The organism is Rhodosalinus sp. 5P4, assembly GCF_041365695.1.
GTDB lineage: Bacteria > Pseudomonadota > Alphaproteobacteria > Rhodobacterales > Rhodobacteraceae > Rhodosalinus.
The window spans coordinates 326,895-352,196 of sequence record NZ_JBGFSJ010000003.1; the positions used below are offsets into that span (position 1 = coordinate 326,895).

Here is a 25,302-nt window from a genome sequence, read left to right on the forward strand (position 1 = left end):
TCAGGCGCTCCTGCGCAAGGCATCCCGCATCCGGACGAAGACGTTGCGCTTCTTGACCGCCAGCTGCGGGCCGGCGACGGCGGGCACGGATCCGCGCGCCGACTTGTGGCCGAGCGGCTTGTGCGCGAGCGTTCGGACCGCGACGGCGAGCGCCGCGGCCTTCGCGTTGGACCCAGCCAGATGCTTGGCGTCCTCCGGCGCCACGAGCTCTCCCGTTGCCGCGTCGAAGACGAGCGCGGCCTGCTTTCGCTGCCCATTGCCTTTTGCGGGCGGAGAGGTCTCTGTCTGTTCCTCCTCCGTGATCGCAACCGTGGTCGTGGCCGTGCTGGTCGTCGTTACCGTCTCGTCCTCCGCGCCGACATCGACCCGAGTTCCGGTCTGCAGATCCTCGCGCATCACCGCGAGATCGTTGTGATCGAAGCCGAGGAGATGGCCGATCTCGTGGCGCAGCACGGTCAGGAGATCGACGCGCGATGCCGTGACCGCGCCGTCCTGCATCGCCATGTCGGTTTCGAGATACCAGCCCGCCCCCGCCGCGGTGGCGTCGATGAGGATGGTGTCCTCGCCCAGCGTGCGGGCCAGAGTGGCGCCTTCGAGATCGGTGACGACGAGCGTCACCTCCGCCAGCGCGGCGGCATCCTCCATGGACACGAGGCCACTCCCGAGCCAGTCCTCGAGTGCCTCCTCGAAGACGCGTTCAACCTCCGTCTGCTGCAGCGTGCTCTCGATATAGGTTTCCGAGGACAGGGCATCGTAGCTGTCCTGCGCAAGCTTCAGCGTCTGGTTGAACTGCGCGTCGTTCGTGGCGAGACGGAAGTCCTCGAAGGTGGCTTCGCCCGACAGGACGATCAGCCCGAACTGACCGTCGACGAGCGCCGCGTTGAAACCGAACTGACCGACACTCGCGCCGTTGACGGTGATCCCGAGCCCAGCGCCCTGAATGGTCAGCTTGAGACGATCCGTACGTGCGTCGTCGAGATCCGCGGCGAAGGTTCCGTCTACAACCATGCCATCTTCGGAGGTGGCGTGGCCGACGATCACCCGGTCGTTGGCGGTATCGAGCGCGACGAACTTGTAGTTGAAGGCGTCGTAGCGATCGAAGACGAATCCGGCCGAGCCGTCGCCACGGATATCGACCTCCATCTCCAGCATACTGTTCGCGCCGAGGCTTACGGCGAGGTCGACGGTCTGCACGGCCGGTGCCGGCCCGTTGGCGATGCCCGTCAGCACGCCCGAGGCCTCGACCCAACCGCTCGACTGCGAGACGCGCGGCAGTTCTGCGACTGGCGGCGAGAAATCGTCGGTCTCGTCGAGCGTCCAGGTCGGCGGCAGGATCTGCACCTTGAAGTTGTCGAAGGTGCCGCGCCCGCCGTCCATGGCGATACCCACGAGGCCGCGGTTAAGCGGGATCGGGTCGCCGTAGACGTCGATCTTGGGCGTGTAGTCGTAAGTGAACCAGTTCACCCCGGCCACGGCGAGCGTCACGTTGTTGCCGTTCACGGCCATGGTGACAGTATAATTCTCGCCCGGCTTGATCCGCACCGGCTTGTTGGATTGCACGAGGTAGTTCCAGCCCGTCTCGTCGACGTAACCCATCTCGATCTTGTTCGTGGACACGTTGATGCCGGCGAACTTGAAGTCGACGTCGCTATAGTAGTCGAAGATCACGTAGCCGTTGGACTTCCAGCCGCCGGTGGGCTTGTCGAGATTGAAGGTCGTCTCGACCTCGTAATAGGTGGGCAGGTAGTCATCGAGCAGGAAGATGGCCGCGGCAGTGTCGTCCTGGGTCAGCGAGCTGACCGCCATCGAGCCCCCGGTGGGCGTGAATTGCCCGTCGTCGACGGCAAAGCCTCCCATTTTGCGGTCATTGAAATCCGCGGTCCGCAGGATGTCGCGCGCCCCGCCGGGGATATTGCCGGCCTGCGGGTCAGTCGGCGGGCCGGACTGGTCCTGCCAGAAACCGCGGTCGCGCTGGGTCACCAGACCGATCTCGCCATGCGGGTTGCCCTGCAGCTGGATCACGTTGGAATAACGCGAATCCTGCTCGATCAAGCCCACATCGCTGGTGCGCGTGATGTCCACGCCGTCGGAATAGGCCTGCGCCGCCAGGAAATCCCACAGCTGCGGCGGCACCTGCCGGCTGACCGTCGCGATGCCGAAGGGCGCGAAGGGGACGAGGTAGCTGTTGAACTCGCCCAGGTGATCGATCAGCCGGTCGCCGCCGGTATTGCCGATCAGGATGTCGAGCCCGGCGCCGCCGAACACGCGATCCTCCCAGGACAGGTGCGTTTCGGGCGTGAGGTTCAGGCCGCCATCGGCCTGGTCGGCATCGCCGAAGGCACCGGTGTCGTAGACCGAGATGTCGGTGCCGATCACATCGTCGGCATTCATCAAATCGTTGCCGAAGCCCCCGTAGATGCGATCCTGGCCGGTACCGCCGACGATCCAGTCATTGCCCATGTCGCCGAAGATGCGGTCATTGCCGTCGCTCTCCACGGCGACCATGTTCCCGATCGGGGTACCGTTCGGCGCGAAGGCAACATAGCTCTCCACCAGCGCGCCCTCGTTGTCCGGCGCATTGAGGAAGTACTGCTTCAGACCGTCGGGCGCGCCGTCCTTCCAGACGGTTCCGTCGTCCTCGAACAGGATCACGCGGCGCGGATCGTACTCGTCGTAGAGGTAAAACTCGCCGGTGCGCTCGCGGGTCGGCGTGGGCTCATTCCAGTGCTCGTCGCCATCACCGAAGAGCAAGATGTTGCCCGGGTTCCAAGGCCGCGTGAAGTCGGTCCGCGTCAGGCCGACGGGCTGCACCGCGTTCGGGTTGTCGCCGCTCACGTCGTCGAGATCGGGCGCCGCGCCGTCGAAGCGCAGGATGTAGCCCTCCGCGATCGCCTCGTGGCCGCCGATCGCGTCGTCGCCGGACCCGCCATGCAGGTAGTCGTCGCCCAAGCCGCCGAAGATCACGTCATCGGCGAAGAACGGGTTGTGCGAGGTTGGGTCGGCCGAACTCACCGGGGAGATGAAGCTGTCGATCACGTCGAAGGGCGTCAGGTCGACGGCCTTCACGAGTTCGTTCTCGATATTGATCGTCTCCTGCTGGACCCGGCCCGGCGTGTAGATCTCCTCGTTGAGCACGTTGCCCTGGCTGGTGCGGCGGTCGGGATCGGAGGTCAGAAGCTTCAGCGTCCCATAGAGATCCTCGGAATAGGCGGTGCCAAATTCCTCGCCCTGCGCCAGGCCCTCGTTGCGCTGGGTGAAGATGCGCCCGTCGTCGCCGAGCACGCCGTCGATGCCGGCGCCACCGGAGATCCAGTCGTTGCCCCAGCCGCCGATGATGTCGTCGTTCTCCGCGTCGCCGAAGGCGATGTCGTTGCCGCCGCCGAGATACACTACGTCGTCGCCGGTGCCGCCATGGACCTCGTCGTCGCCGCCGATATCCTTGAGCGCCCAGAACCCGAACGTGTTCCGCCACGCATCACCCGCGACCGCGAAGCCGGAACCCGGATCGTTCGGATCGCCCGTGAAGGTCGGGTCGGTGATGAAGGTGCCCGCGTTCCCGGAATAGTCCGGCCCGCCCTCGCTGTAGTCGAGGTAGGAGACGCCGCGCACGATGATCCGCTCGCCATCCTCGGGGTTGTAGTCGTCGTAGTCGAAGGACAGGTGCAGCCCGCCCCGCGTGTTGTAGAGCGCCTCGTAGAGCGGCGCGAAGACGGCCGGGTAGTCAAGCGGGTCGGTGCCCGGTAGAACCGTCAGGTCGATCTGCCCCTCAAGTACGTCCTGACCGTTGATGCCGACAAGACGGATGATGTCCGCGTTGTCGCCTGCAATCACGTCGGCGTCGGCGGCGTGCCGCGATAGCGTGGTCGTGGAACCGTCTGGGTTCTCGGCGCTGTTGCGCGCGATCTCGTCCGGAGCGCCCGTGCCGCCGAAAAGAATGTCGTCGTGGTCGGGCCGCATGTCGGGATCGACCAGGCTGAAGAAGCTGGAAGAGCCGCCGACGATGTCGTCCTGGCCGTAGCCGCCGAAGACGATGTCGCAGCCGCCGCCGCCCTCGATGTAGTCGTTGCCGTCGATGCCGTTCACGTCGGCAATGGCCTCGATCACCTTGAGCGGGCCGATGGGATCCTCGGGTCCCTGCGGGTCACGCGCCGCGCTGACATAGCGCGTGGGTGCCACGATACCGTCGATCGTGCCGTCGCCACGCCCCGCCACGGCGCCCGCGATGGTGCCGTCGCCCTGGATGATGTCGTTGCCGAGCTGGCCGAAGAGCTGGTCGTGACCCCCGCCGCCGGCGATCATGTCGTTGCCGAATGTGCCGACCCCGGCGAGGCCCGCGCCGATCTCGAAGGTGTGGAACTGCGCGTAGTCGATGGAATACTCGCTCCACCAGGACGGGCCGTTGGGATCGCGGTAGTCGCGGGCGATCGGATCGCCGTTCGCATCCAGCGAGACCATGAGCACGCCGCTTCCGCCGTCGGGCGTCTCGGTGATCTCGAAGACGCCGTCACCGTCGGGATCTATGCCGTAGCCCGGCGATGGCGCGCGGTCGGTGCGGCCATACATCAGCGTGCCCGCAAGCGTCTGGAAGCGCAACGACGCGATGTCGTCGTAGAGGTTCTCGTCGATCTCGCCCATCCGGCTTAGGATCACGTTGTCGCCGAAGATCTCGTCGTCGCCATCGAGGCCGTCGAGCGCGTCGTTGCCCGCCCCGCCGATCAGGATGTCGTCGAGTTCTGAGCCGAAGATGACGTCGTCGCCGCCGGTGGCGAATTCCGCCGTCACGATGGCGATGACCGTGGACAGTTCTGTCGTCTGGATCTTCTGCGGCAGCGCGAAGGGCTGGTTCGGATCGATGACGTTCTGCTCAACCTGCCCGTGGTCGCCGAAGATGATGTCGGGCGTGTTGTCGCTGAAGGCCGAGCCGTTGCCGAGGATGATGTCGTCGCCGGCGCCGGCCACGTTCCTGAGCCCGGTCGTGTCGGTCACCCGGTCGCCGAGCGGATCGCGCACGGGGCTTTCGTAGGGCGCGAAGGTGCCTTCCGCACGCGGCTGGCCCTTGCTGAGAGTCGGCTCCGGGCTGGCGTCGATCGTCGCGACCGTCAGCGCCCGCGTCAGGATGTCGACGTTGAAGCCGCTGTCGCCGTAGATGTGATCGGTCCCGGCCTCGCCGATGATCGTGTCGTTGCCCGAGCCACCGGCGAGGTGGTCGCCGGTCTGCGAGCCGATGATCAGGTCGTCGCCCATGCCGCCATAGGCGACGATCCCGACCGAGGCGTAGATCCCGTTCGCCGCCGCGTCGGCAAAGAGCGCCGAGGCATCGATGATGTCGTGACCGTGCAGCTTGAAGGGATTGGCGACGGCGAAGATGAACTCGTCATCCTCGTTCTCGCCATCGGGTAGCGTCGGGAAGGGATCGAAGGGCTTCTCGCCGAATTCGAGGCCGTAGGGGTCGTTCGGATTGCCCGAATACCATACGCCGTCCTGGCTGGTATCGCCGTAGATGACGAGCGGGCTGTCGGGGCCGGCGCCACCGGTGACGATGAAATGATCGCCGCCCTTGCGCTGCTCTCCAGCACGCGTGATGTCATAGGTGGTCAACGTGAGCGTGACCGGGCCGCCGTCGTCGCAATCGCCCAGCGCCGCGTCCAGCAGAACGAGTGTCCGCCCGTCGGGAAGGATGCGATCGATCGTGAACGCGCCCGGCCGCCCCTCGATGAAGAGTGTGCCCCCCGCGGCGAAGCCCGCATCGGACCAGTTGGCGGGATTGCCGGCTACGTCCTCGAGATAGACGATCGTCTCCAGCCCCTCGTTCGACTGGCTGTCCGCGACCACGGCGACCTCGACCGTCACCTCGACCTCGATCGTCGTCTCCTTGGCCTCGACCTTGGAGACGAGGAACAGTCCCTCGGGATGTGAGCTGAGCGTGACGGTATCGACGTTTGTATAGTCCTTGGTGCTGCCATCGTTGGGCGCGCTCAGCACCATGATGGCATCGGTGCCCCAGCTGTCGAACGTCTCGGCGAGGCCGTAATCGGAGCCATTGGCCTTCGCGAAGCCTTCCAGCGTCCGGGTGAAGTCCTCACCCTCGAGCTGGATCAGATCGCCCACGGCGAAGCCCGCCTCGACGAAGCTACGGCCGTCGAGCCGCGCCACTTCCAGCGTGCCGTCGGTCTGGTTGTCCAAGTTGAACTTGCCCAGCACGTCGACATAGAGGTTACCGCCGCCATGCAGCACTGTCAGCCCGCCATGGGTGCCCTGTACCCAGAAGATCTCGCTGAGGGTGCCGTTGACGAGGTCGGCGCCCTCGACTTCGATCTCCAGGCCATCGTCGCTGATCTCGACGATGCGGTATTCCTTCGCCGCGTCGCCGATCCCGATGTTCAGAAGATGCCCCGCAAGGAATCCGGCCTCTTCCCAATCGGTCGCGCCGGTGGTGCCATTGTTGGCCGACCAGCGAAGCGTCGCGCCCGCGGCCGTGGCGTTCTCCACGGTGACCGTGAGATCCTCGAGGACGTCCCGATCCTGCGCGATCAGCTTCGTGGAGCCGGTGAAGTCTACGTCTGCCGGCAGACCGGTGGTGTCTAGGATCAGCAGCGAATTGTCGGACGGATCGCGGTAGGGTTCGTCCGTCTTGGGATCGATATCGGTGACCGTGTAAGCAAGCGCGTCCTCGATGCCGATGATCTTGCCGATCTCGACGAACTGACCGATGGAGTCCTCGGCCAGAACGGTCTGACCGACGAGGAAACCTTCGCCTTTCCAGTTGAAGCCCTCGCGGGTGATGACGAGCTTGCCCTCGAACTGGGGCTCCCGCGCGTAGAGGAAGGCGTAGTCGCTATCGGTCCACTCCGGGATCGCGGTGAACTCGTTCTCCGCCGAGACAGCGGGCGCCGGATTGAGCGTGCCTTCGACTTCAAGAAGGTCGTTGCCCTCGCCCAGCATCACGTTGACGACTTCGACGGTGCTCTGCTGCGCGTCGTTCGTCACGCCGCCTGCGCCGAAGTTCACCTTGCCGAAGCTGATGCCGCCCGGGAAGGTCAGCGTGGTGCCCTGCGCGCTCTCGGCGCCTTCGCCAAAGAGCGGGCCGGTGACATTCGGGAAGACGAGATCGGGGCCCATGTTGAACCCGGTCAGCGTGGTTTCCGTCAGAACGCCGGTCGTGTCGGCCTTGGAGCCGTCATTGAAGATGTTCAAAACGTCGATCTGCTGGCTCTCGGGCGGCTGGGTGCCGATGGCGATGAGGAAACTGTCCTCCTCGCCCGGCAGCTTGACCCCGTTGGTCAGCGACCGGTCGGCACCCGCCGGGCCGCCCTCGACGGCGAGGGGCCCGCGCAGATCGGACAGGCGGTGCGCCTTGACCGGGAAGATCTTCACGCCTTCGCGCGTGGTGGGAACCTCGTAATAAGGATCGGCCGTCAGCTCGATTTCCTGCAACTGGTAATAGTCCGTCGGGGTGAAGGTCGCCACGGGCGCGATGCGCGTCACGGTCACGGAGCCGGGAGCGGCCTCGGTCAGGCTCGACAGCCATGCCGCGGCCGAGATGTCGGCGTTCGGATCCAGCGTGAACTGGATCGTGTGATCCTGGCTGTCGTTGAGGCCGCGGATGATGGCGATCTTCGCCTCGATCTCGTTCGCGCCATCGGTGATCCGCACCCACTGCCCTTCGAGGAAGCCCTCGCGCAGCCAGCCCTGGACGTCCTCGTTCCCGGTGCCGAACGCCTCGGAGCGCACCAGCGCCGGCGAGTTCACGCCGCCCTCGGTGATGGTCGTGTAGAATACGTCGCCCGTCCAGATCTCGCGCTCGGCAAGCTTGGACAGGATCACGTCGTCGAGGATTTCCTGCGCCGATATGGCGCCGACAGAGCCGACGAAATCGGACTGCAGCAGCGTCAGCACATCCGCCGTGACCGAGAGCACCTCGTAGTCGCCGTCCGCGAGGCCGCCCGTTCCGGCGATGCGTATCAGGTCGCCCTCTTCCCAGCCTTCGTTGAGGAAGCTGCCGAAATCCTCGCCGGTGCCGCGCGTCAGCGTCGCGTTCGCGCCGGTATCGTCGAAGATGATCGAGCCCACGAACGCTGGCGCGGCGCGCAGACCGCCGACCTCCACGTAATCGTCCGGCGTGACGGTGACACCGTCTATCGCAGTCACGTTGGCGAGGCCATCGGTGACGACAGCGACCTCGACGTTCTGCGACGGCGCCTTCGTCAGCCGCAGCTCGTAGGTGTCGGAGCCCGTGGTCGGATCGTCCGGGATCAGGACGGTATCGCGGCCGCTTTCCAGCACGACCGATCCGACCGTGTCGTTGTCCACCACCTCGATGTCGAGAAGGCCCGTGCCCGAGCGCAGGTTCGGGAAGCGGTAGTCGTCATTCGCATCCAGCGTGACCAGCCCGATCGGCGTATCGCGCGTGACCGTGACATTCGTCAAAAGGGCCGGCGTGATTGCGCTGCCGTCGATGTCGAGCACCAGCGTCAGGCCAGCCTTGTCGAAGCCCCGGACGGTCGCCGTGGTGATGCCTGGAACCCCGGTGATCGACACGCTCTCGCCGATCTCGAAGCCGCTCGCGACCCATCCGCCCGAGCGTAGCTCAAGCGCGGCGTAGAGATCGCCGGTCGCCTCGTCCTCCCAGGCGATGAGGTCCATGTCGGCGGTCACCGCCTCTAGGTTCCGGCCGAAGCCCAGGACCGCCGTCTCGGGATCCTCGCGGACATCGTCGTTCTCGGCCGTGATCGTGATGAGAACTGCCTTGTCCCAGTTGGTGCTGTCGAAGCTGATCGTGCCGGTCGCCGCGTCGAAGCGGCCCGTGCCGCCATCGGACAGTTCGATCGCCTTATCGGTGAGCGCCTTGAGGCCCGCATCGCCGAAGAGGCCGCCGATGTTCACCTTTACCACGATCATGTCGCCGGCCTCCGGCGCCTTCTGAAGCTGCACGAGTATCTGGTCGGTCAGTTGTGTGGTCGCGTCGCCCTCGACCGTCAGCGTGCGGCCATCCTCGACGAAACCCGTGACGACACCTCCGACAACGGTCGCAGATCCGTTCTCGATCTCGGTGACCAGCACGCCGGGCGTGTCGTTGTCGCGCACCTCGACCTCGACGTTGCGGACGTCGATGGCGTCGTACTCCGCCACGTTGGAGATGACCGAATGCTGCACGACCGTGACCCGGTCGCCCTCGGCGCGGAGATCGTCCACGGCCAGCAGGTCGACCGTCTGCGGCGTTTGCCAGTTGTCCTTCGTGAACTTCAGAACGACCGCGCGGCTCGGCACGTAGAGCGTCTCGCCGTCGATCACGATCTCGCGCAGGAAGTCGGTATCCACCAGCTGGTTGCCGGGATCGAGGTAATCGACGCCGAGGATCTTCGCCTGGCCAACGGTCATCGCCGTCGCCTCCTTGTCGGAGGACACCCAGAGACTGTCGCCCGACCCGCCCGGCAGGCCGTCGTTCGGCATGGTTCCGTCCTGCTCCTCCTGCGGGGAGCGAGCGGCGGACACGGTGACATAGACCACCTCGCTGCCGGTGAGAGCCTTGGCGAGGCGCACGGTGTAGCTGTCGGTCTCGCGGACGGGGTCGCCCTCTCGCACGGCGGTGAAGCCGTTGGGGCCCTCGTCGATCACAACGAGACCCTCGCCGTCGGTGGTGACGTTGTAGTCGAGCCCGTCGATGACGAGGCCGTCATAGAGGAAGTCATCCGAGCGCACGATGTGATCGGCCGCGCCCGAGACGCCCTCGAGCTCGCGGGTGATGATGTCCTCCTGCACGTCGCCGGCGACATTGATGATGTCCGAGCCGAGGCCGCCGATCACCCGGTAGGCCACGCCGAATGCGGTGGAGCGGACGTAGAACTTGTCGTCGCCCTCGAGACCGTCGACCTCGACCACCTCCACCGTGGAATAGCGGACGTTGAGGCCCGCGCCGAAGATGCCCTTGTCGGTGATGGCAATATCGTCCGCGAACTCCGTGCCGAGCACCACGAGCTTGTCGAAGCCCGTGCCGCCCTCGACGGAGACCGGTGCGTTGACGTTGTAGCGGACCTCGTCCTGCCCGCCGCCGGCGCGGATGTCGGGCGCCTGCGCAACGGAGAAGCCGAGCCCGATCTGCGGGCTGGCCACACCGTCCTCGTCCAGCACGATAACATCGTCGGAGGTGTCGCCGACCGTGAGATAGGCGTCGAGGAAGTTGATCCCGCCATCGCCGTTGCGGTCCGTGACGTAGCCGCCCATGCCGTTGGACAAGGCCGCCTTGAGAGTGTCTCCGTCCGCCCGTCCGTCGAAGGCGCTCTCGCCGTTGGCGGCGATGTCCTTGAGCAGGCTGACGCCGGCCGCAAGGTCGGAGAGGTCGATCGTGCCGTCCTCGTTCCAGTCGTAATCCGTCGTCGCCGCGATGGCGAAGGCGCGCACGATGAACAGGTCGTTGTCGTCGTCGCCCTCGAGGCGCAGCTCGGACTGGTTGGAGTAGACGCGGAACTCGTCGTTGCCGCTCCCGCCCTGGGCGACCATCGGCGCGGAAGAGCCGCGCGAGAGCCAGCCGCGCGTGGTCGGCTTGAGGTCCGGGAAGACGTCTTGCGCCAGGAGGTTGCCATCGGCCTCGTTGCGGTTCTCGCCGAAGATCTGGCCGATCTGGAAGACGTCGTTGCCTTCGCCGCCGTCGAGTGTCGTGATGACGGTCGTGTCGTCGGAGTAGAAGTGGTCGTTACCGCCCTGCCCCTCGACCGTCAGCCGGCCGTTGAGCCCGGTGTCGAAGGCGATGCGCTGCACCTCGGCGCTGTCGAACGTGTCCTTGAGAACGTCCTGGTAGCCGTCCACCGAGCCGTGCAGGAGCGAGACATAGGCCGGCCGGTCGACGGTTTCGCCGGGCAGGAAGGCCGCCGCGCGCAGCAGGAAGATGTCGTCGTTCGGGTCGTCGACACCGTTCGCGGTGCTGTCGAAGCCGTAGATGAAGGCCTCGTCGACACCGTCATCCTCCTCGCCAGTGTCGAGGATGTTGATGATGTAGTTCCGTGCGTCGCCCTGGCTGCCGAGGGTATGGACCTCGTAGGTGTCCGTATCCGACTGGCCGTCGAGCGTTAGCGTGTGCATCGCGAGGACCGACAGCTCAAAAGTCTCGGCGGCGACCGTCGTCTCGGTGTCGTAAGGCTCAGTCGCGTAGGTGATCGACTTGAGCGCCGGGCTGGTCTGCGCGGCGGCATCCTGCAGGTAGTAGACGACGAAGCTGTCCTGCCCATCGTCCCGGTCGCCCGGCGCGGCATAGTCGCCTGTCACGGCGTCGGCGGACCCGTAGGCACGCGTTTCGGAGCCGAGATAGACGTATCCGGCGTCGCCCCAGGCGGTCAGCCCAGTGCTCCCGCTGGCATCGCCGAACTGGATCCGGTCCACGTCGGCATTGCCGAAGACCCGAGTTATCCCGGCCGCCGCGCCGTCATCCGCGATGTCCTGCTCGGTGCCCCACGGACGCCATGTCCCGATCGGTGCGCTGCGCGTGGTGTTCTGTGGCGTGCTGGGCGAGCCGGGCACGCGATTGCCCAGCGTCACCATTACCGCGCCCGCGATGATCTGACCGCGCAGGATGATGTCGGCGCCGAAATTCGGATCCGAATTCGCGAGATCGCCGCCGTCGTCTCCGTAGATGTCGATGTCCTTCGCCGCCACGATGGCGCTGTTCTCGTGCGAGGCGATATCGTCGCCTGCCCGCAACTCGACATAGCCTTTCTCCGCGAGGATCAGGCCATGCGGCAGCGGCCGCTCGTTGTCGTCGTGGGTGCCCGGCGCGGTGTCGTTCGCCTCCGCGAAAAGCGCCCAGCCGTCCTGAACCAGAAGCAGATCCTGGTTCTGCGAATTGTCGGCGGCCTCCCGCACGGTCAGGACGATGTCGCCCTCGTAGCTATGGGCGAGGACCAGCCGCAGCTGTCCATCCGTCTCCGTCAGGACGATGTCGCCCTCCGCTTCGAGCGCCACGTCGTCGAGGTTCTTGGCGAGGTCGTCGTCGTCGCCCAGTCCCTTGCGGCTGTCGATCTCGAATGCGTTGGCCTTCAGGCCGATCGAGCCTCCGTTCGCGTCCAGATCGACGATGCGGGCGAAAACGTTCGCCGCGGTGACGTCATCGGTGTTCGCATCGAGGATCGAGCCGTCGGTCGTCCGCAGGCTCGCGTCGTGGATGGTAGTGACGATCCAGACACGAAGATCCTCCCGGATCTCGTCGAGGAAAATTCCGTCCGTGCGGGCCGTGCTTTCGGCGGCGTCGTAGGCCCGCAGCACGCCGTCGGTATTGTTAAGCGTCGCGACGTCGATCTCGAGGAAGTTGTCGCGTTCGCCTATGCCGCCGGACAACCCGCTGTCGAAGACGATCGGTGTGACGACCTGCGCGGAGACGTCGGCCGGGTCGGGGTTGACGAAACCGGGCGCGTCCTTGTTCAGCGAGGCTGAGGACGAAACCATCGTGATGTTCACGCCCGCGACATCGGCCGGGTTCGAGTTGTCATCGTTGTTGGCGTCGATGATTGCCTGCGGCGAATAGAGCAACACGTCGTCGCCGGTCGAGCGGATGGACTCCACCCGCATGTGGCCGGTCAGCTCGGTCAGCGCGATGTAGCCGTCGGTGACGACCGTGATATCGCCGTCATTGTAGTTCTTGCCGTCGTTCGCGATTTCCGTGAGCGCAAGCACGTTGATCTGCGGCTCGCCCGGCGTGGTGTCAGCCGCCTTCACGATGATGTCGCCGTTCTCTGCCGATTGGGCAGAGCCGCCCGCTCCGGCCTGCAGACCGGCCAGGATGCGGTCCTTCGCCGCCCGATCCAGCCCGCGGAAGTCGTAGGTCGTCCGGGGGATCGTCGTCTGGACGAGATCCGTGCCGATGAAGCCTTCGATCGGGCCGACATAGGAATTGCTGCCCCCGTCGGGCTCGAAGAAGAACTCGAAGTAATTGCTTCCGACGGCGGTGCTGTTGTCGCCGGCAACCGGGTCGTCCTCCCATTCCACGGCGATGCCGACACGTCCCGCCGTGCTGGTCTGATGGAGACCTTGCTGCAGGAGCACGTCCGCCGTGTTGCCCGCCGCAATCCGGTCGACGTTCACGATGAACTCTCCGGCCTCCGTGCCCTGACGCTTCAGCGCGCGCAGATCGAGGTCGATGTTGTCGGCGGCGTCGATGGTGATCGCCTCGACGGCCGTCAGGCTCTGCGCCGCCGTTAGGCTTCCGCTCGGCGTCAGGTCGACGGCCGTGCCGTCCGGTGTGAGCGACAGCTGCACGGACAGGCCGTCATCGCTGACCTGCACGTAGTAGTAGGCGTTGTCCGTCAGGCCGAGACCGGAGCCCGAATACTGTACGAGCTGGCCATCCACGAAACTGTTCGACTGACCGAGGAAGATGGTGTTGGTCAGGCCGCTGACCTGGCTCGTCTGGAAGCTTTGGCTCTGGGGCAGACCGGCCACGCTGGTCAGGTCGACATTGAGCCGCTCGGTGGCCGAGCCCACGTCGTTGGCGGCCTCCACGTTCAGGATGTTCGTCACGATCAGCGCGGCGCGACCGTCGCCGGTGGTGACGCCACGGTCCTTTCCGGACAGGATCGAGCCCTTGCCGCCGCCGCCGGCATTGATGATCGAGGTGGTCCCGATCGGGTTGTTGATAGTGCCATCGATGATGACGTTGCTGTCGCCGGTATTGATGATCTCGATGAGTGTTGGTGCGACCTCGGCGTTGATCGTGAAGGTCAGCGGCGCGACCTTGCCGGGGTTCAGCCAGACGAGCGGACGGTCGGTGGACTGCACGTCGATGTTGTTGATCTCGATGTCGAGGAACGAGGCATTCGTGATCCGAACCCGCTCGAGCGTCTCGCGGAACGTCCATGTGCCGCCGATACCGTCCATGCGCGACGAGTCGAAGGCCACGTCGCCGGGACCCGGGTTGCCGATGTCGTTCACGACGATGCGCCTGCTCTTGATGGTGCCGGAATCGATGGCCGCGGCACCGGCGCCCGAGCCCTCGCTGTCGTCGATGGTGACATTGATCGCCTTGGTGATCTTGCCATCCTCGTCGACATCGACTTCGCGGATCACGTCCAGTTCCGGCGAGCGTCCCGACAGGATCGTCACGTCGCTGTCGAAGTCGATGTCGTCGTCGAAATCGGTGCTCTGGTCGCCAGATTCGCTTGATCCGCCAGATGCCAGCGAACGCTTGGAATGGCGGGCATTGTTGTCGACCAGAGTATGGCCGCCGTTCACGGTCGTGACGTAGAAAGCCAGCCGGAATTTGGAGTTGTCGAACTGGGCCAGCTCGGTGAATTCGCCGTCGGGATTCTCTACCCCCGGTGTGACGAGCTCGATGCGCGGCCCTGCAGTCACCTCGGCGCCGAGGGCGCCATCGACCTTGCCGGTCAGATCCTGCTGGAGCGTCGTGTCGGAATCGACATAACCGAACAGACCGGATGACCGGCTGTAGGCCGAAGCCTTCGTGCGCACGTCATCGAAGGACGTTATAAAATCCACGCCCTGATAGCCGATGATGTCGGCATTCGCGTTGATCGTGATCTTGTTGTGCGCCTGATACTTCGCGGTCGCGTCGGCCTCGCCCTCGGAGTAGAAGCCGCCACCCCGTCCGTCCGCGCTCGCGGTGATGTTCGTGGCCCAGCCAAGGTTCAGGTCGAAGCGGTCGCCCACGGTCGACTGCAGGATCACCTCCGAGGCCTCGACCTTGGCGCCCGAGCCGATCGTGACGTCGGCACGCGCGCTGTCGGTGACGAAGTCGGCACGCGCCTCGCCGTCGCCGCCGAAGCCGTTGCCGCGGGCGGTCGCGATCGAGGAGCCGCGAACAGCGCCGGAAGCCGCCAGCTTCGCCATGTTGCCGACCAGCACGACGGCGTTCGAACCGATGGTTACGTCGACGTTGTAGTCCAGGTTAATGCGGCTGTCCGCATCGGCCACGCCGACGAAGCCACCGGTCTTCGAGCTGGCGGAACTGTCGGAATCGGCATCCGCCACCGATGTCATGACAAGGTCGTTGCCCGCGATCACCTGGCTGCCGGCATCGATCTTGGCGAGGCTGTTCAAAGTGCTGGTGGTGCGTGCGTCTACATTACCGACGGCAACCAGCCCGCCGGACCCGTTGGTCACGCTGACGGTCTGATGCACGTCGGCCAGTGAAGCGATCGTGATGTCGCCGCCCGCCCGCAATAGATCGGCCTTGATCTGTGCCGCTACATTAGGCGTCGACGTGAGGTCCGCACGGTTCTGTTTTACGCCCACGATGGCACCGCTCGAACCTTTCGCCGTCGCCGACGAAATCCCGTCGCCCGACTGTGGCGCAAAGAGCGACAGCGCCACGCCGCCCTGACCGAGAAGACGGCCGCCCCCGCTCTCGCTCGTTATGTTGATGCGAAGGTCGTGATCGCCCGTGCCCGCGCTGATGTCCACGGCGATTGCGCCCAGCTTGTGCGCCGTGACCCCGGCCGGGTTCGCGACAAGGTCGAGCCGCGCCCCGCCCTGCGTCAGGCTGAGGCCGAACTCCGTATCGCTTACCTTGTCGACGTAGTAGGTATGGCCATCGATCAGGTCGACCAGTGTGCCGCCGTCGTCGTATTGCAGCGGCAGATCCGCCAGCCGGATCAGCGAATGGATGTCGGAGTTACCGGGATCGGTGGCAGAGCCGATGGTTCCCTTGTCCGGGGTGAGCGAGATGATCTCGGTGTCGAACGTGTCGGTATCGCCGGTCGTGTACTGGACGAAGGCGTCGTTGTAAGAACCGGTCACGAGGCCGGTATCGGTGCGGTCGAGCCGGATCGTAGCACCGTCGATGTCTTCGATCGTCGCCGTGCCCCCCAGGGCCAGATTCGCCAGTTCGATCGTGTCGCCGACCGCGAAGTCCGAGACATCTGCCCAGTTGTTTCCGGTCAGCGTCAGCGTCACGTAGTCGCTCGAATTCACGGTCTCATAGTCGACCGTCATCGACTGCTCGACGCGGTTGAAGTAGCTCAGGTTGTCCGAAAGCGTGATGATGCTGTCGGAGATCGACTGGACCGTGAAGGTACCGTCGTTGGCGCCACCGGCACTACCGGAGATGATGATCTCCTCGCCCTGCTTGAAGCCGTCGTCCAACCAGCTGCCGCCGTCGTCGCGGATGATCCGGTCGCTGCCGCCGTTATTGTCGTAGTAGACGCTGACATTCTCTGCGAACGCGCGCTTCAGCGCGATGGTGCTGTCGTTGATCTTGACCACACGGTAGAGCGTATCGGCCTCAAGACCGCCGATCGCCGTGGCCCCGGGATCTTCGAAATTGGTGCCCGGGATCGGGTCGCCGTTTGCATCGAACTGCGGATCAGTGGAGTCGTCCACGAATTCAACCCGGTAGAGGACGAGGTCATTGTTCTCGAGCCCGTGATCGAGCGGCTTGCCCTCGTCGGTCCCGTCCGTGATCGCGAAGCGGATATAGTCGTTGTCGTCCGTGGTGAGGTCGATGAAACCGCCGTCGATCGTTTCGTTCTGAAACACGTCGACCTGCCGGTCGGTGAAGGTTAGCGCCTCGGGCGCGACGTAAGTGACAGCCTCCCCGTCTTCGAAACCGTGGGTGAAGCCGAAGATCGTGTTCGCCTCGGTCGCGTCCGCATCGCTTTCGTCATCGACCTTGGACGGGAGGAACGACTTGTAGGCCGAACTCGGATCGAGCGCGATCGCGACGTCGTCCGTCAGCTTGATGGTGAGCGGATCCACGACGATGACGTAATAAGTCCCGTCGTCGGTCAGGCCCGGCAGCACGTTCGAGTCGGCACGGTAGATGACCTCGTCACCTGCGCGGAATCCGTGCTCGGATTGGAACGTGATTTCTTCTGTCGCAGGATTGACGAAAGATGTCGTCCCATCGAACTCGGCGCCGAAGGCGATGGTGTCCGCGTCCACCACGATGACGGCATATTCGCGGTTAAAGAATTCCGTCGTCGGATTGTCGTTGGAGTCGAGGATCACCTCCGTGACGAAGCCGTCCAGACCGCCGATGACGCCGTTGATATCCTCGTATTCGACGATCTGCCCGGTCTCAAGGCCATGCGCCGCGACCGTCACCGTATCATCGGTCGAACTGATGCTGTCGATCTCGTAGTCGGGAACGACGCCCGTGGCCGGCGTGGCCGACGCATCGACAGAGACGTTGCCCGCCGCGTCGACGGTCGCGCCGGTGTCGATCGTCGCGCGCACGACGGGCATAAGCCGGGCCACCGCGAAGGAGCCACCTACATCCACGCCGCCGCCAGAGGTGCCCTTCACGAATGAGTCGGCCTGAGGCTTGGCGCCCGCTATGATGGTGACCTCGCCCGTGCCACCATTTTCCTTGGTGACAACAATCGCGCTGTTGGAGCCGATATATGCGCTTGCCGCTACGTAATTCGGATCCAGCGTGAAGTCGCTGTCGTCGTTACTCAGCGGATCCCAATTTTCGCTGTTCTCGCGCGCATTGGCATAAGCGATGGCACTGTTGCTACCTGCATTCACAAGTCCGCCGGAGGCGGCAACGGTCTTTGCGTTTGCGGTATCCGAAGTGGTCGCCGTGATCCCAATCGAGCCGACCGTGATTTTGGGTGTTGCAGACTGCACACCGGACGCCTCGATACCAGCCTGCGCGCTCCCGTTCGCCTCGGCATAAGTTTCCGTTGTACCCACGCTGGCGATAGCGCCGATCGAAACGCTTTCGACATCCGCATCGGCAACATTCACGCCCTTGACGGAGATCGTCAGTCCGCCATCGAGCGTGACATCCGCGCCGCCGCCCAGATACGCGTCGAGCGAAGCCGAGGCGATCGCCTTGGCCTCGGTGAACTGGAACGACAAGGCGCTGCCCTTCGCGGCCTCGCTGAAGGCACGCGACTTGCGGTCGCTGCCGACCTCAAAATTGTGCTGTGCGTTGACGTCAAGCGACGCGCCGCTGATCGTGGCGCTACCGACGAAAGCAGACAGGGTCGGCGACACGGTGGAAGTGACGTCCATCGAGCCGACGCCGATCAGGCTGCCGCCCTTGGCCGAACCCGTCGCCTCGGCCTTCCCGTCGGAGACCGCGTTGACCTTGATGTCGCCGTCTACCGTGACCGTTGCGCCATTTCCGATGGACGCTTCGAGGACCGGCGACGCCACCGCGGTGGAAACCGGAATCAACGCGTCGATCAGGCCGCCACCTGCAGCATCGGCCGTCGACCTGGCGTCCGAGACAGCGACCGCCTGAACGGTCACGTTCTGGCCACCGACGACATTGCCGTTCATCCGCGCCTTGACGCTACCGCGCGACTTTGCGTTGGCGACGGACGCGCCGAGCGCGAAACCACCCACCGAGAAGGCGAGCGCCGTGGCCTCGGTATCGAAGGCGCCATGGGCATCGACGAGCACGCTCTTGGCGCCCGAGTCCAAGCCGTAGGTCGCCGGGTCACCCCCGGATTCCACGATCGCAAGGACGTCCGTCTTGTCCTCCGCCGTCGGGATCGAGCCCTGGCCCGAAACGATGCCGCCACCGCCCGCTCCGGTTTCGACGAAGACGCCGCGCCCACTCTCCTTGCTGATCACGCCCGTCGTATTGTCGCGTGTATGGTTGTAGAGCGCGACGACATCGAAACCCTCGCTGTCGGAGTCGAGATTGGTTCCCACGCGCGCCTTGATCTCAGAATCGAAGATCGCCCGGCCAAGCGTGACGCCAGCGGCCAGTCCTCCCGCGGTCACGCCGATAATGTCGACATCGGCCTTGTGCGACGCCCTTGCCAGAACTTCGACCTTGCCCGTGGAATCGATTTCGACGTTGTTGCCGATCTCCGCCAGGACTCTTGCAGCGGTATCGACGTAGACGAAGTTGAAGCTGGCGCCGATGGCGCCAACGGCACCTGCCGTCAAGTTTGCAATCACGTCGATTGTCGAGACGGCGTGGACCGTGATGTTGCCAACCTCGTGCTGCACCTCTTGGCCGTCCACGGTGGTCGCAATCCCGATATCGACATTGTTGCCGATCCGCGCATGGGTCTCGACGGTGCCGGCGTTGCCGTCGTCCGTGCTAATCTTCGTGAAGCCGACGCCAACCGCGGCGATACCGACCTGAACCGCGACCGTATCGCTGGTGATGTCCTTGTCGGTGGTCGCCGTCACCGAAAGGCTGTTGGCATCGCGGATGATCGCGTTGTCCGAGATCTCGGCAAGAAGCGTGCTGTTGTCATTGATGATCGTGACTGCGCCGCCAAGCGCGGCAAGTCCGCCCTGGCCCGTGATCACGATGTAGTCGAGGTCGCGCTTGCCATAGGCATCGACCGTGATGTCGCCCTGCGCCGTGATCGTGCCGCCGAGTTTCGCCGTGACGCGGCTGTTGACGTTCAGGACTGCAACAGAGGCCCCCGCACCGACCAGACCGACTGCGACGGAGCCGTCGCGAACCTTGACGGTGATGTCCTCGGAGGCATCGACATTGACGTCGTCGCCCGCGTTGACGACCGCACCGGATTCCACCTTGGCATTCACGCCGGGGGCCGACCCTGCACCTGCCGTCAGAGCCGTGTTCAGGTCGTTGCCGGTGAAGCTGTTCTCGTCCTGACCGAGTTTGCCGGATAGCGCGTCGAGCGACTTGGCCGCACGGTCGTCGGCCGAATTTTCGTCGACCTCGGAATTGGATGAACTGTCGTCGAGGCTTGCGAGGTTGGTGTTGATGTCGTCCGACGTGCCGTCGAGTTCGTCTTGGGTCTGGCTCGAGGCGTTTTCGGACCCATCGTCATCCTCGAGCGCATTCTGCGACGTCGTCGTGGTCGAGCCTTCAGTGTCGTTCTCCGCGCCGGAATCGTTGTAGCTGGCGGTGAACTGCTCCCCGACGGACCAGACGTTAACGGACGCCGCGAGGCCGACCACGCCACCCGAGCCAGAGATCGTGAAGCCCTCGATCCTCTTCTTGGACAGCGCGTTGACGCTGAGATCGGTCTTGACGTTGATCTCGGTATTCTGGCCGACGGACGCGTTCACGTCGTTCTTCATCGTGCCGAAGCTGACCGCGCCCGAAATCCCGACAAGGCCGATGCCGAGGGAGCCGGCGGCGTCGATGAGGCTCACGTCGTTCGCAGCCGAGACGTACACACCCTGGTTGACGCCAACAGTGTTGTCAGTATTGCGATAATCGCCGCTGCGCTTGTTGATATCGGCATTCGCGCCGATCCGCGCGGTCGCGTCGCTGTCGATCAGGCTAACCGTGACGGCGCCCGCGACACCGGCATAAAGCCCGCCCGCCGCGGCTACGGCGATATTATAGAGGCTCTCCGAACTGTCGGCCTGTACGATGAGACCGTGTGCTGTGTCGCGCTTGAACGAGCCGTCGGTGTTCCGGCCGTCGACCAGTACGTCGTCGACGCCCGTGCCCGAGCCGCCGGCATCGATCATGGCATAGTCGCCGATCGTCGCCGAGGTGTCTTTGTCGAACAGCATGACGCCGACGCCTGCGCCGACCCCGCCGCCGCCAATGCCGACGGCCACCGCTCCCGAGACCATCAGCATCGAGCTGTCATCCGTCGCACGAACGACGACGTCGCCGCCGGCCTCGATATCTGTCCTTTTCGTGCTGGAGCTGAATACGTCCGCCTTGGTCTGGGTCGTCAGCTTGACCACGCTGACACCGCCGCCGACGGCGCCGGTCCCGCTGCCGGCCAAAGCGAAGGCAACGATGACGAAGTCGGCCTTCGCATTCGCGTCCACGTAGACATCGTCGGCGGCGTCGATGATGACGCCCTCGGCTATCCATGCCTTGGTGTTGAGATCCACCACCGAGACGTCGACGCCCGGCGTGACGGCGCCCGTTCCCGAGACGGCGACACCCACGCCCACGCCCACATGATTGAAGTCCAAGGCCGCACCCACGATGACCGATTGCGCGCCGTTCGGTGTTCCCTCGTGCTGGTTGATCTTGGCGTCTTCGCCAACGAAGCTCGATGTATCGGAATTGATGACATTGACCGCGGCCCCCACGGCGACCGCGGCGGTCCCGCCAACCCCGGCGCTGACGGCGAAAGCCTCGACATCGTCCTTGGCGGTCGCAGTGACCGCGACGCCCCGGAAAGTCGCACTGGTTCCGGCTGTGCTCACCCGCTTCTTGGTGAGCCCCTGCTTGCTGTCCGCTGACAGGTTGTCCGTTTCGTCGCCGTCCGTATCCGCCTCGACCTGATCGGTGATCTCGCTGCTCTGGCCCGCGCCGACCTCTAGGGCGTCCTTGCTGGGCGCGGCGCTGCGAAGCGCCTCCTTGGTGGGCGTAGACCCGGCGGATGGCTCGTAGCCGTCGCTGCTCATCACAGCGTCTTCGGTCTCGTAGGCGATGTTGAACCGGCCTGTGCGCGCCTCGAGCGCCTTGTTGCCGCGGCCCGTGACCTCGGAATTCTCGCCGATGAAGGCTTCGGTGGTCTTGTCGACGACCGCAACGCCGACCGACACGCCGACCCCGGCGCTGCCGCCGACCGCGATCCCGCCCACGATGAGGTCGAACTCGCTCTCCACGACGGCTTCGACCCGAACCGAGCCGTCCGCGTCGATATCGGCGCCCTTCACCGTGGCGTCGTAGTCGTCCGGGTCATCATAGAGACGCACGTCGTCGCCGATATAGGCGCGCGTCGTGGCAGTCACGATGAAGACGTCGGCGGTCAGGCCTACGCCTGCGCTCGACGAGGCAGAAGCCGTCGCCGAGACGGTCGACATGTCCTCGGTGCTGATCGCGTCGACGGTCACATTCCCGTCGACGTGCGCCTTGACATCGTTGGCGATGAACGCCGTCGTCGTCTTTTCGATCGTATGGACGTTGACGCCGGCACCCACGCCCGCGCTCCCGCCCGAAGCCGCGATCGACCCGGCAATGGCCAGCATGTCCGTCGTGTCCTCGGCCCGCACCGCCACGTCGGGATCGTTGTCCGCATCCTGCGCCGTGATGGAAGTTCCCCGGCCGATGGAGGCTTCGGTCGTCTCGTTCATGACTGAGACGACGACCGAACCGCCTACCGCGGCGCTCCCCGTCGAAATGCCGCCCGCAGCGGCGATCATGATGAAGTTGTCCTTGGACGTGGCATCAACCTTTATGCCGTTGGCCCCGCCGGACACGAGGTCGGCATTGCCTTCAACGACCGACTTGACAACGTCGGTATGAACGAAGGTCGTGTTCGACACGCCAACCCCTGCCCCCCCGAGGCTGAAGCCGACGCCGCCGGCGATCATCAGCACGTCGGCATCGCCCTCGGCGAGGACCGAGACATCCTGGCCCGCGCTGAGAACGGTCCGGGTCTCCTCGGTCGTGCCGCCCTTCTTGACCGTGACCTTCGTGTCGGTCAGCAGAACCACGACGCCGATGGACGCGGCGACAGCCGCGCTGCCTCCGCTCGCGCCGAATGTGGCAGCGATGGAAGTTACGGTATCGAGGCTGTCCGCCTTCACAAAAATCGAACCGGTATTCGCGCGCAGTTCGGACTTCGAGCCGATCTCGACCCAAGTCTCGCGGTCGACCACAGTCACGTCGAGCGCGATGCCGACGCCGCTGTTGCCGAGCGAGACGCCGAGGCCGCCCGCGCCGGTGAAGATCTCGACGATGTCCGTCGCCTTCACCGTCACGTCGCCGACAGCGTGCAGCGTGACGTTCTCGCCCAGGGTCGTCTTGGTCTCCATCAGAACGACGTTGACGTTGACCGAGCCGCCTACCGCCGTGCCCTGGTTGCCGCCGGCGAGGCCCGAAGCAAAGCTGCTGAACGGGAGCGTTACCTCCTCGAGGAAGTCATCGTCATCCTTGGTTTCGTCGTCGCCCTCATTCAGAAGCTGGAGGGTCGCCTCCTTTGGCAGAAGCTTCGCATCCGCCTCGACCGAGACCGAGCCCGACCCGGTCGTGGTGAGCTGGGCATTGTCGCGGATATCGACCGTCGTATCGAAGTTGTTGAAGATATTGCCCGCAACAGCGAGCCCGACGCCGGTGCCGCTCTTCAGGCTGAGCGCAGCGCCGCCCGCCAGGTTCTGCACCTCGTTGTAGGACGTCGCCTTCACGGTCACGTCGCCACCCGCGCCGGTCAGTTGCGCGCCCGTGCCCACATCGATATCGGTCCGGATATCGACGTAGTTCACCGAGATTGCTCCCGCGATGGACTGGTTGTCCGTCGCCGCCCCCGCGAGCGATTGAACCTGGAAGCTGTTGGGGTCGTTCACGTCGGGCGTGGCTGCACGCACCTCCACCGAGGTGCCGGACAGGACGACGCCGGCATCCTCGATCACGACCTCGTTGTCGAGATCGGCGATGTTTACGCCGATGGCGGCCGAGACCGCGTTTGAATTGCTTGGCTTGAGCGAGATGGTCGACGAATTTGCAATGGCGCGGGTATCGACCGCCATGTCGGCCGCCACGGTGATCGCGCCGGTCCCGGTGATCGACGTGCCCGTCTTGACCGTGGCGGTATTGTCGAGATCGAGATAGTTCACCACGACGGATGCGGCGACCTTGGTGCCGCCCTTGGCGCCCGTCGACTTGCCGGACTGATCGGTCGAGTTGGTGTCGGCCTGATCCAGCGATCCGTCAGTGACGTTCTCGTTACTGTTCGCCGTGGGCGTTGCCGAGCCGCCCGACTGGCTTTGCGCGAAATCGGTGTTTTCCTTGGTCTCCTCATCGGAGGTCTTGCCCCCGCCGGACTGGCCCTCGACGCCGGCCTTCGCCTCGCCGATCACCGTCTGGTCGGTATCGGCCATGATCGTGACGGTTCCCGCGCCGGTCGCGTCGCGGGCGGCGAGCGCGTCGGTGTCGGTCTGCACGATGTTCAGAGCGATGGAGACGCCGATGCCGGTCTTGCCGCCCGAGACCTCGCCGTCCGAGGTCGTGGTGACCGTGCCGTCATGCTCGGCCTTGGCGCGGAAGTCGCCACCGCCCAACCCGATCGCGCCATCGCCATCGGCCTGCGTCCCCGTGCCGGCATAAGTGTCGTTCTCGACATAGGAGACCGCGACGGCGCCGCCGACATTCGTCGCCGCCGAGCCCTGGGACCCCGCCTTAGCCGTGGTCGTTGTCGTGTCGTTGCTCTTGGCGTCGATGGTGAAGCCGTTCGTCGTCCCCGTGACCGAGGCCCCGTCAACGAACTTCGCCCTCGTCTCATTTAGCGTGATCCCGAGCGCGATCGAGATGCCGGCGCTGAAGCCACCGGTGGTTCCCGTCTTCTTCTTCGCCTGCGAGGTGCCCTCGGCGGTCGTCGTGTTCTCCGTGGTGTTGACGGCGTCAAGATCGACCGTGCCGCCGTCTAGCTTTAGGTCGGCCACGACGCCCGCGACCCCGTTCTGGTCGGCTCCGAATATGGCCTGCGTGGTGGTATCGGCAACCGAAAGGGCGAAGGACCCCGCCACGCCGGTGCTGCCACTCGACGCGCCGGACTTCGCTTCGGCGCCATAGGTGTGCTTCTCGTCGCCCGAGACGTCGCGCAGCGTCGCCCCGAGCGTAAGGCCGTCTGCCGTTAGATCGGTGCCGTCACCGATTATGGCGGTGTTGGACAGTATTCCGACGTTAACCGCGACCGCGATGCCGATCGCGTCGCCCCCCGCCGTGGTCTTGGCCGTTCCGTTCGCCTTGGCCGTCGCGGTCTGGTTGGCGCTCGACTGCACCGAGACAATACCCGTGCCGGCATCGTTATCGTCGTTGCCGGCAATGAGCGTCACGCCATCGGCGACCGAAGCCGTAGCGGTCAGCTTGGCAACGTTGACGCCGATCGCCGCGGCAACCGACACGGACGTGCCGTTCTTGCTGGCGCTCTTCGACCCGGTGAGTGTCTTGCCGTCGGTGCTGGTGTTGGACTTGTTCTGGCCGAGGGTCGTCGCGCCGTCCTTCTGCTGATCCGCCGTCGTGCTGGAATTCTGGGTCTTCTTCGCCCCTTCCGCCGAAGCGATGACATTGACAGTGGAGCTACCGCCCGCATCCGCCTTGAGCTTGATCGCCCCGTCGGCGGTCACCTCGCGCGCCAACACGGCACGCCCGGTATCGTCGACATAGGCGACGCCCAGCGCCACGCCGACCGCGGTGCTGGTTCCCTTCACCTGCCCGTCGGCCGTCAGGGCACTCTGGCCGGAATGGTCCGCGGACGCGTCGAGCGTGCCGCCAAGCGTCAGGAGGCCGCCGGTCCCGATCCGGGCCAGCGTCTCGCGGTTATGCACCGAGATCGCAAGCGCCCCGCCCCCCGCCGTGCCGCCGCCGCTCGCGCCCGATTTCGCGACGGTCTGGGATTCGTGATCCCCGTGGGCATCAAGCGTGAGATTCCCCGCACCCGTTAGAACGACGCCGTCCGCAACCTCGGCTTCGGTGTGGATGTCTTCGACACCGATCGC

1 protein-coding gene (cut by a window edge) is annotated in these 25,302 nt (G+C 65.1%); it reads right to left on the reverse strand.

The window, feature by feature from the left end:
• Positions 1–25,302 carry the 3' portion of an LEPR-XLL domain-containing protein gene (locus AB6A69_RS07170; protein ID WP_371060251.1) on the reverse strand. Its footprint extends 3,816 nt past the window's final position, so the window shows 25,302 of its 29,118 coding nt (coding positions 3,817–29,118); the start codon falls outside the window, past its right edge; the stop codon is at positions 1–3.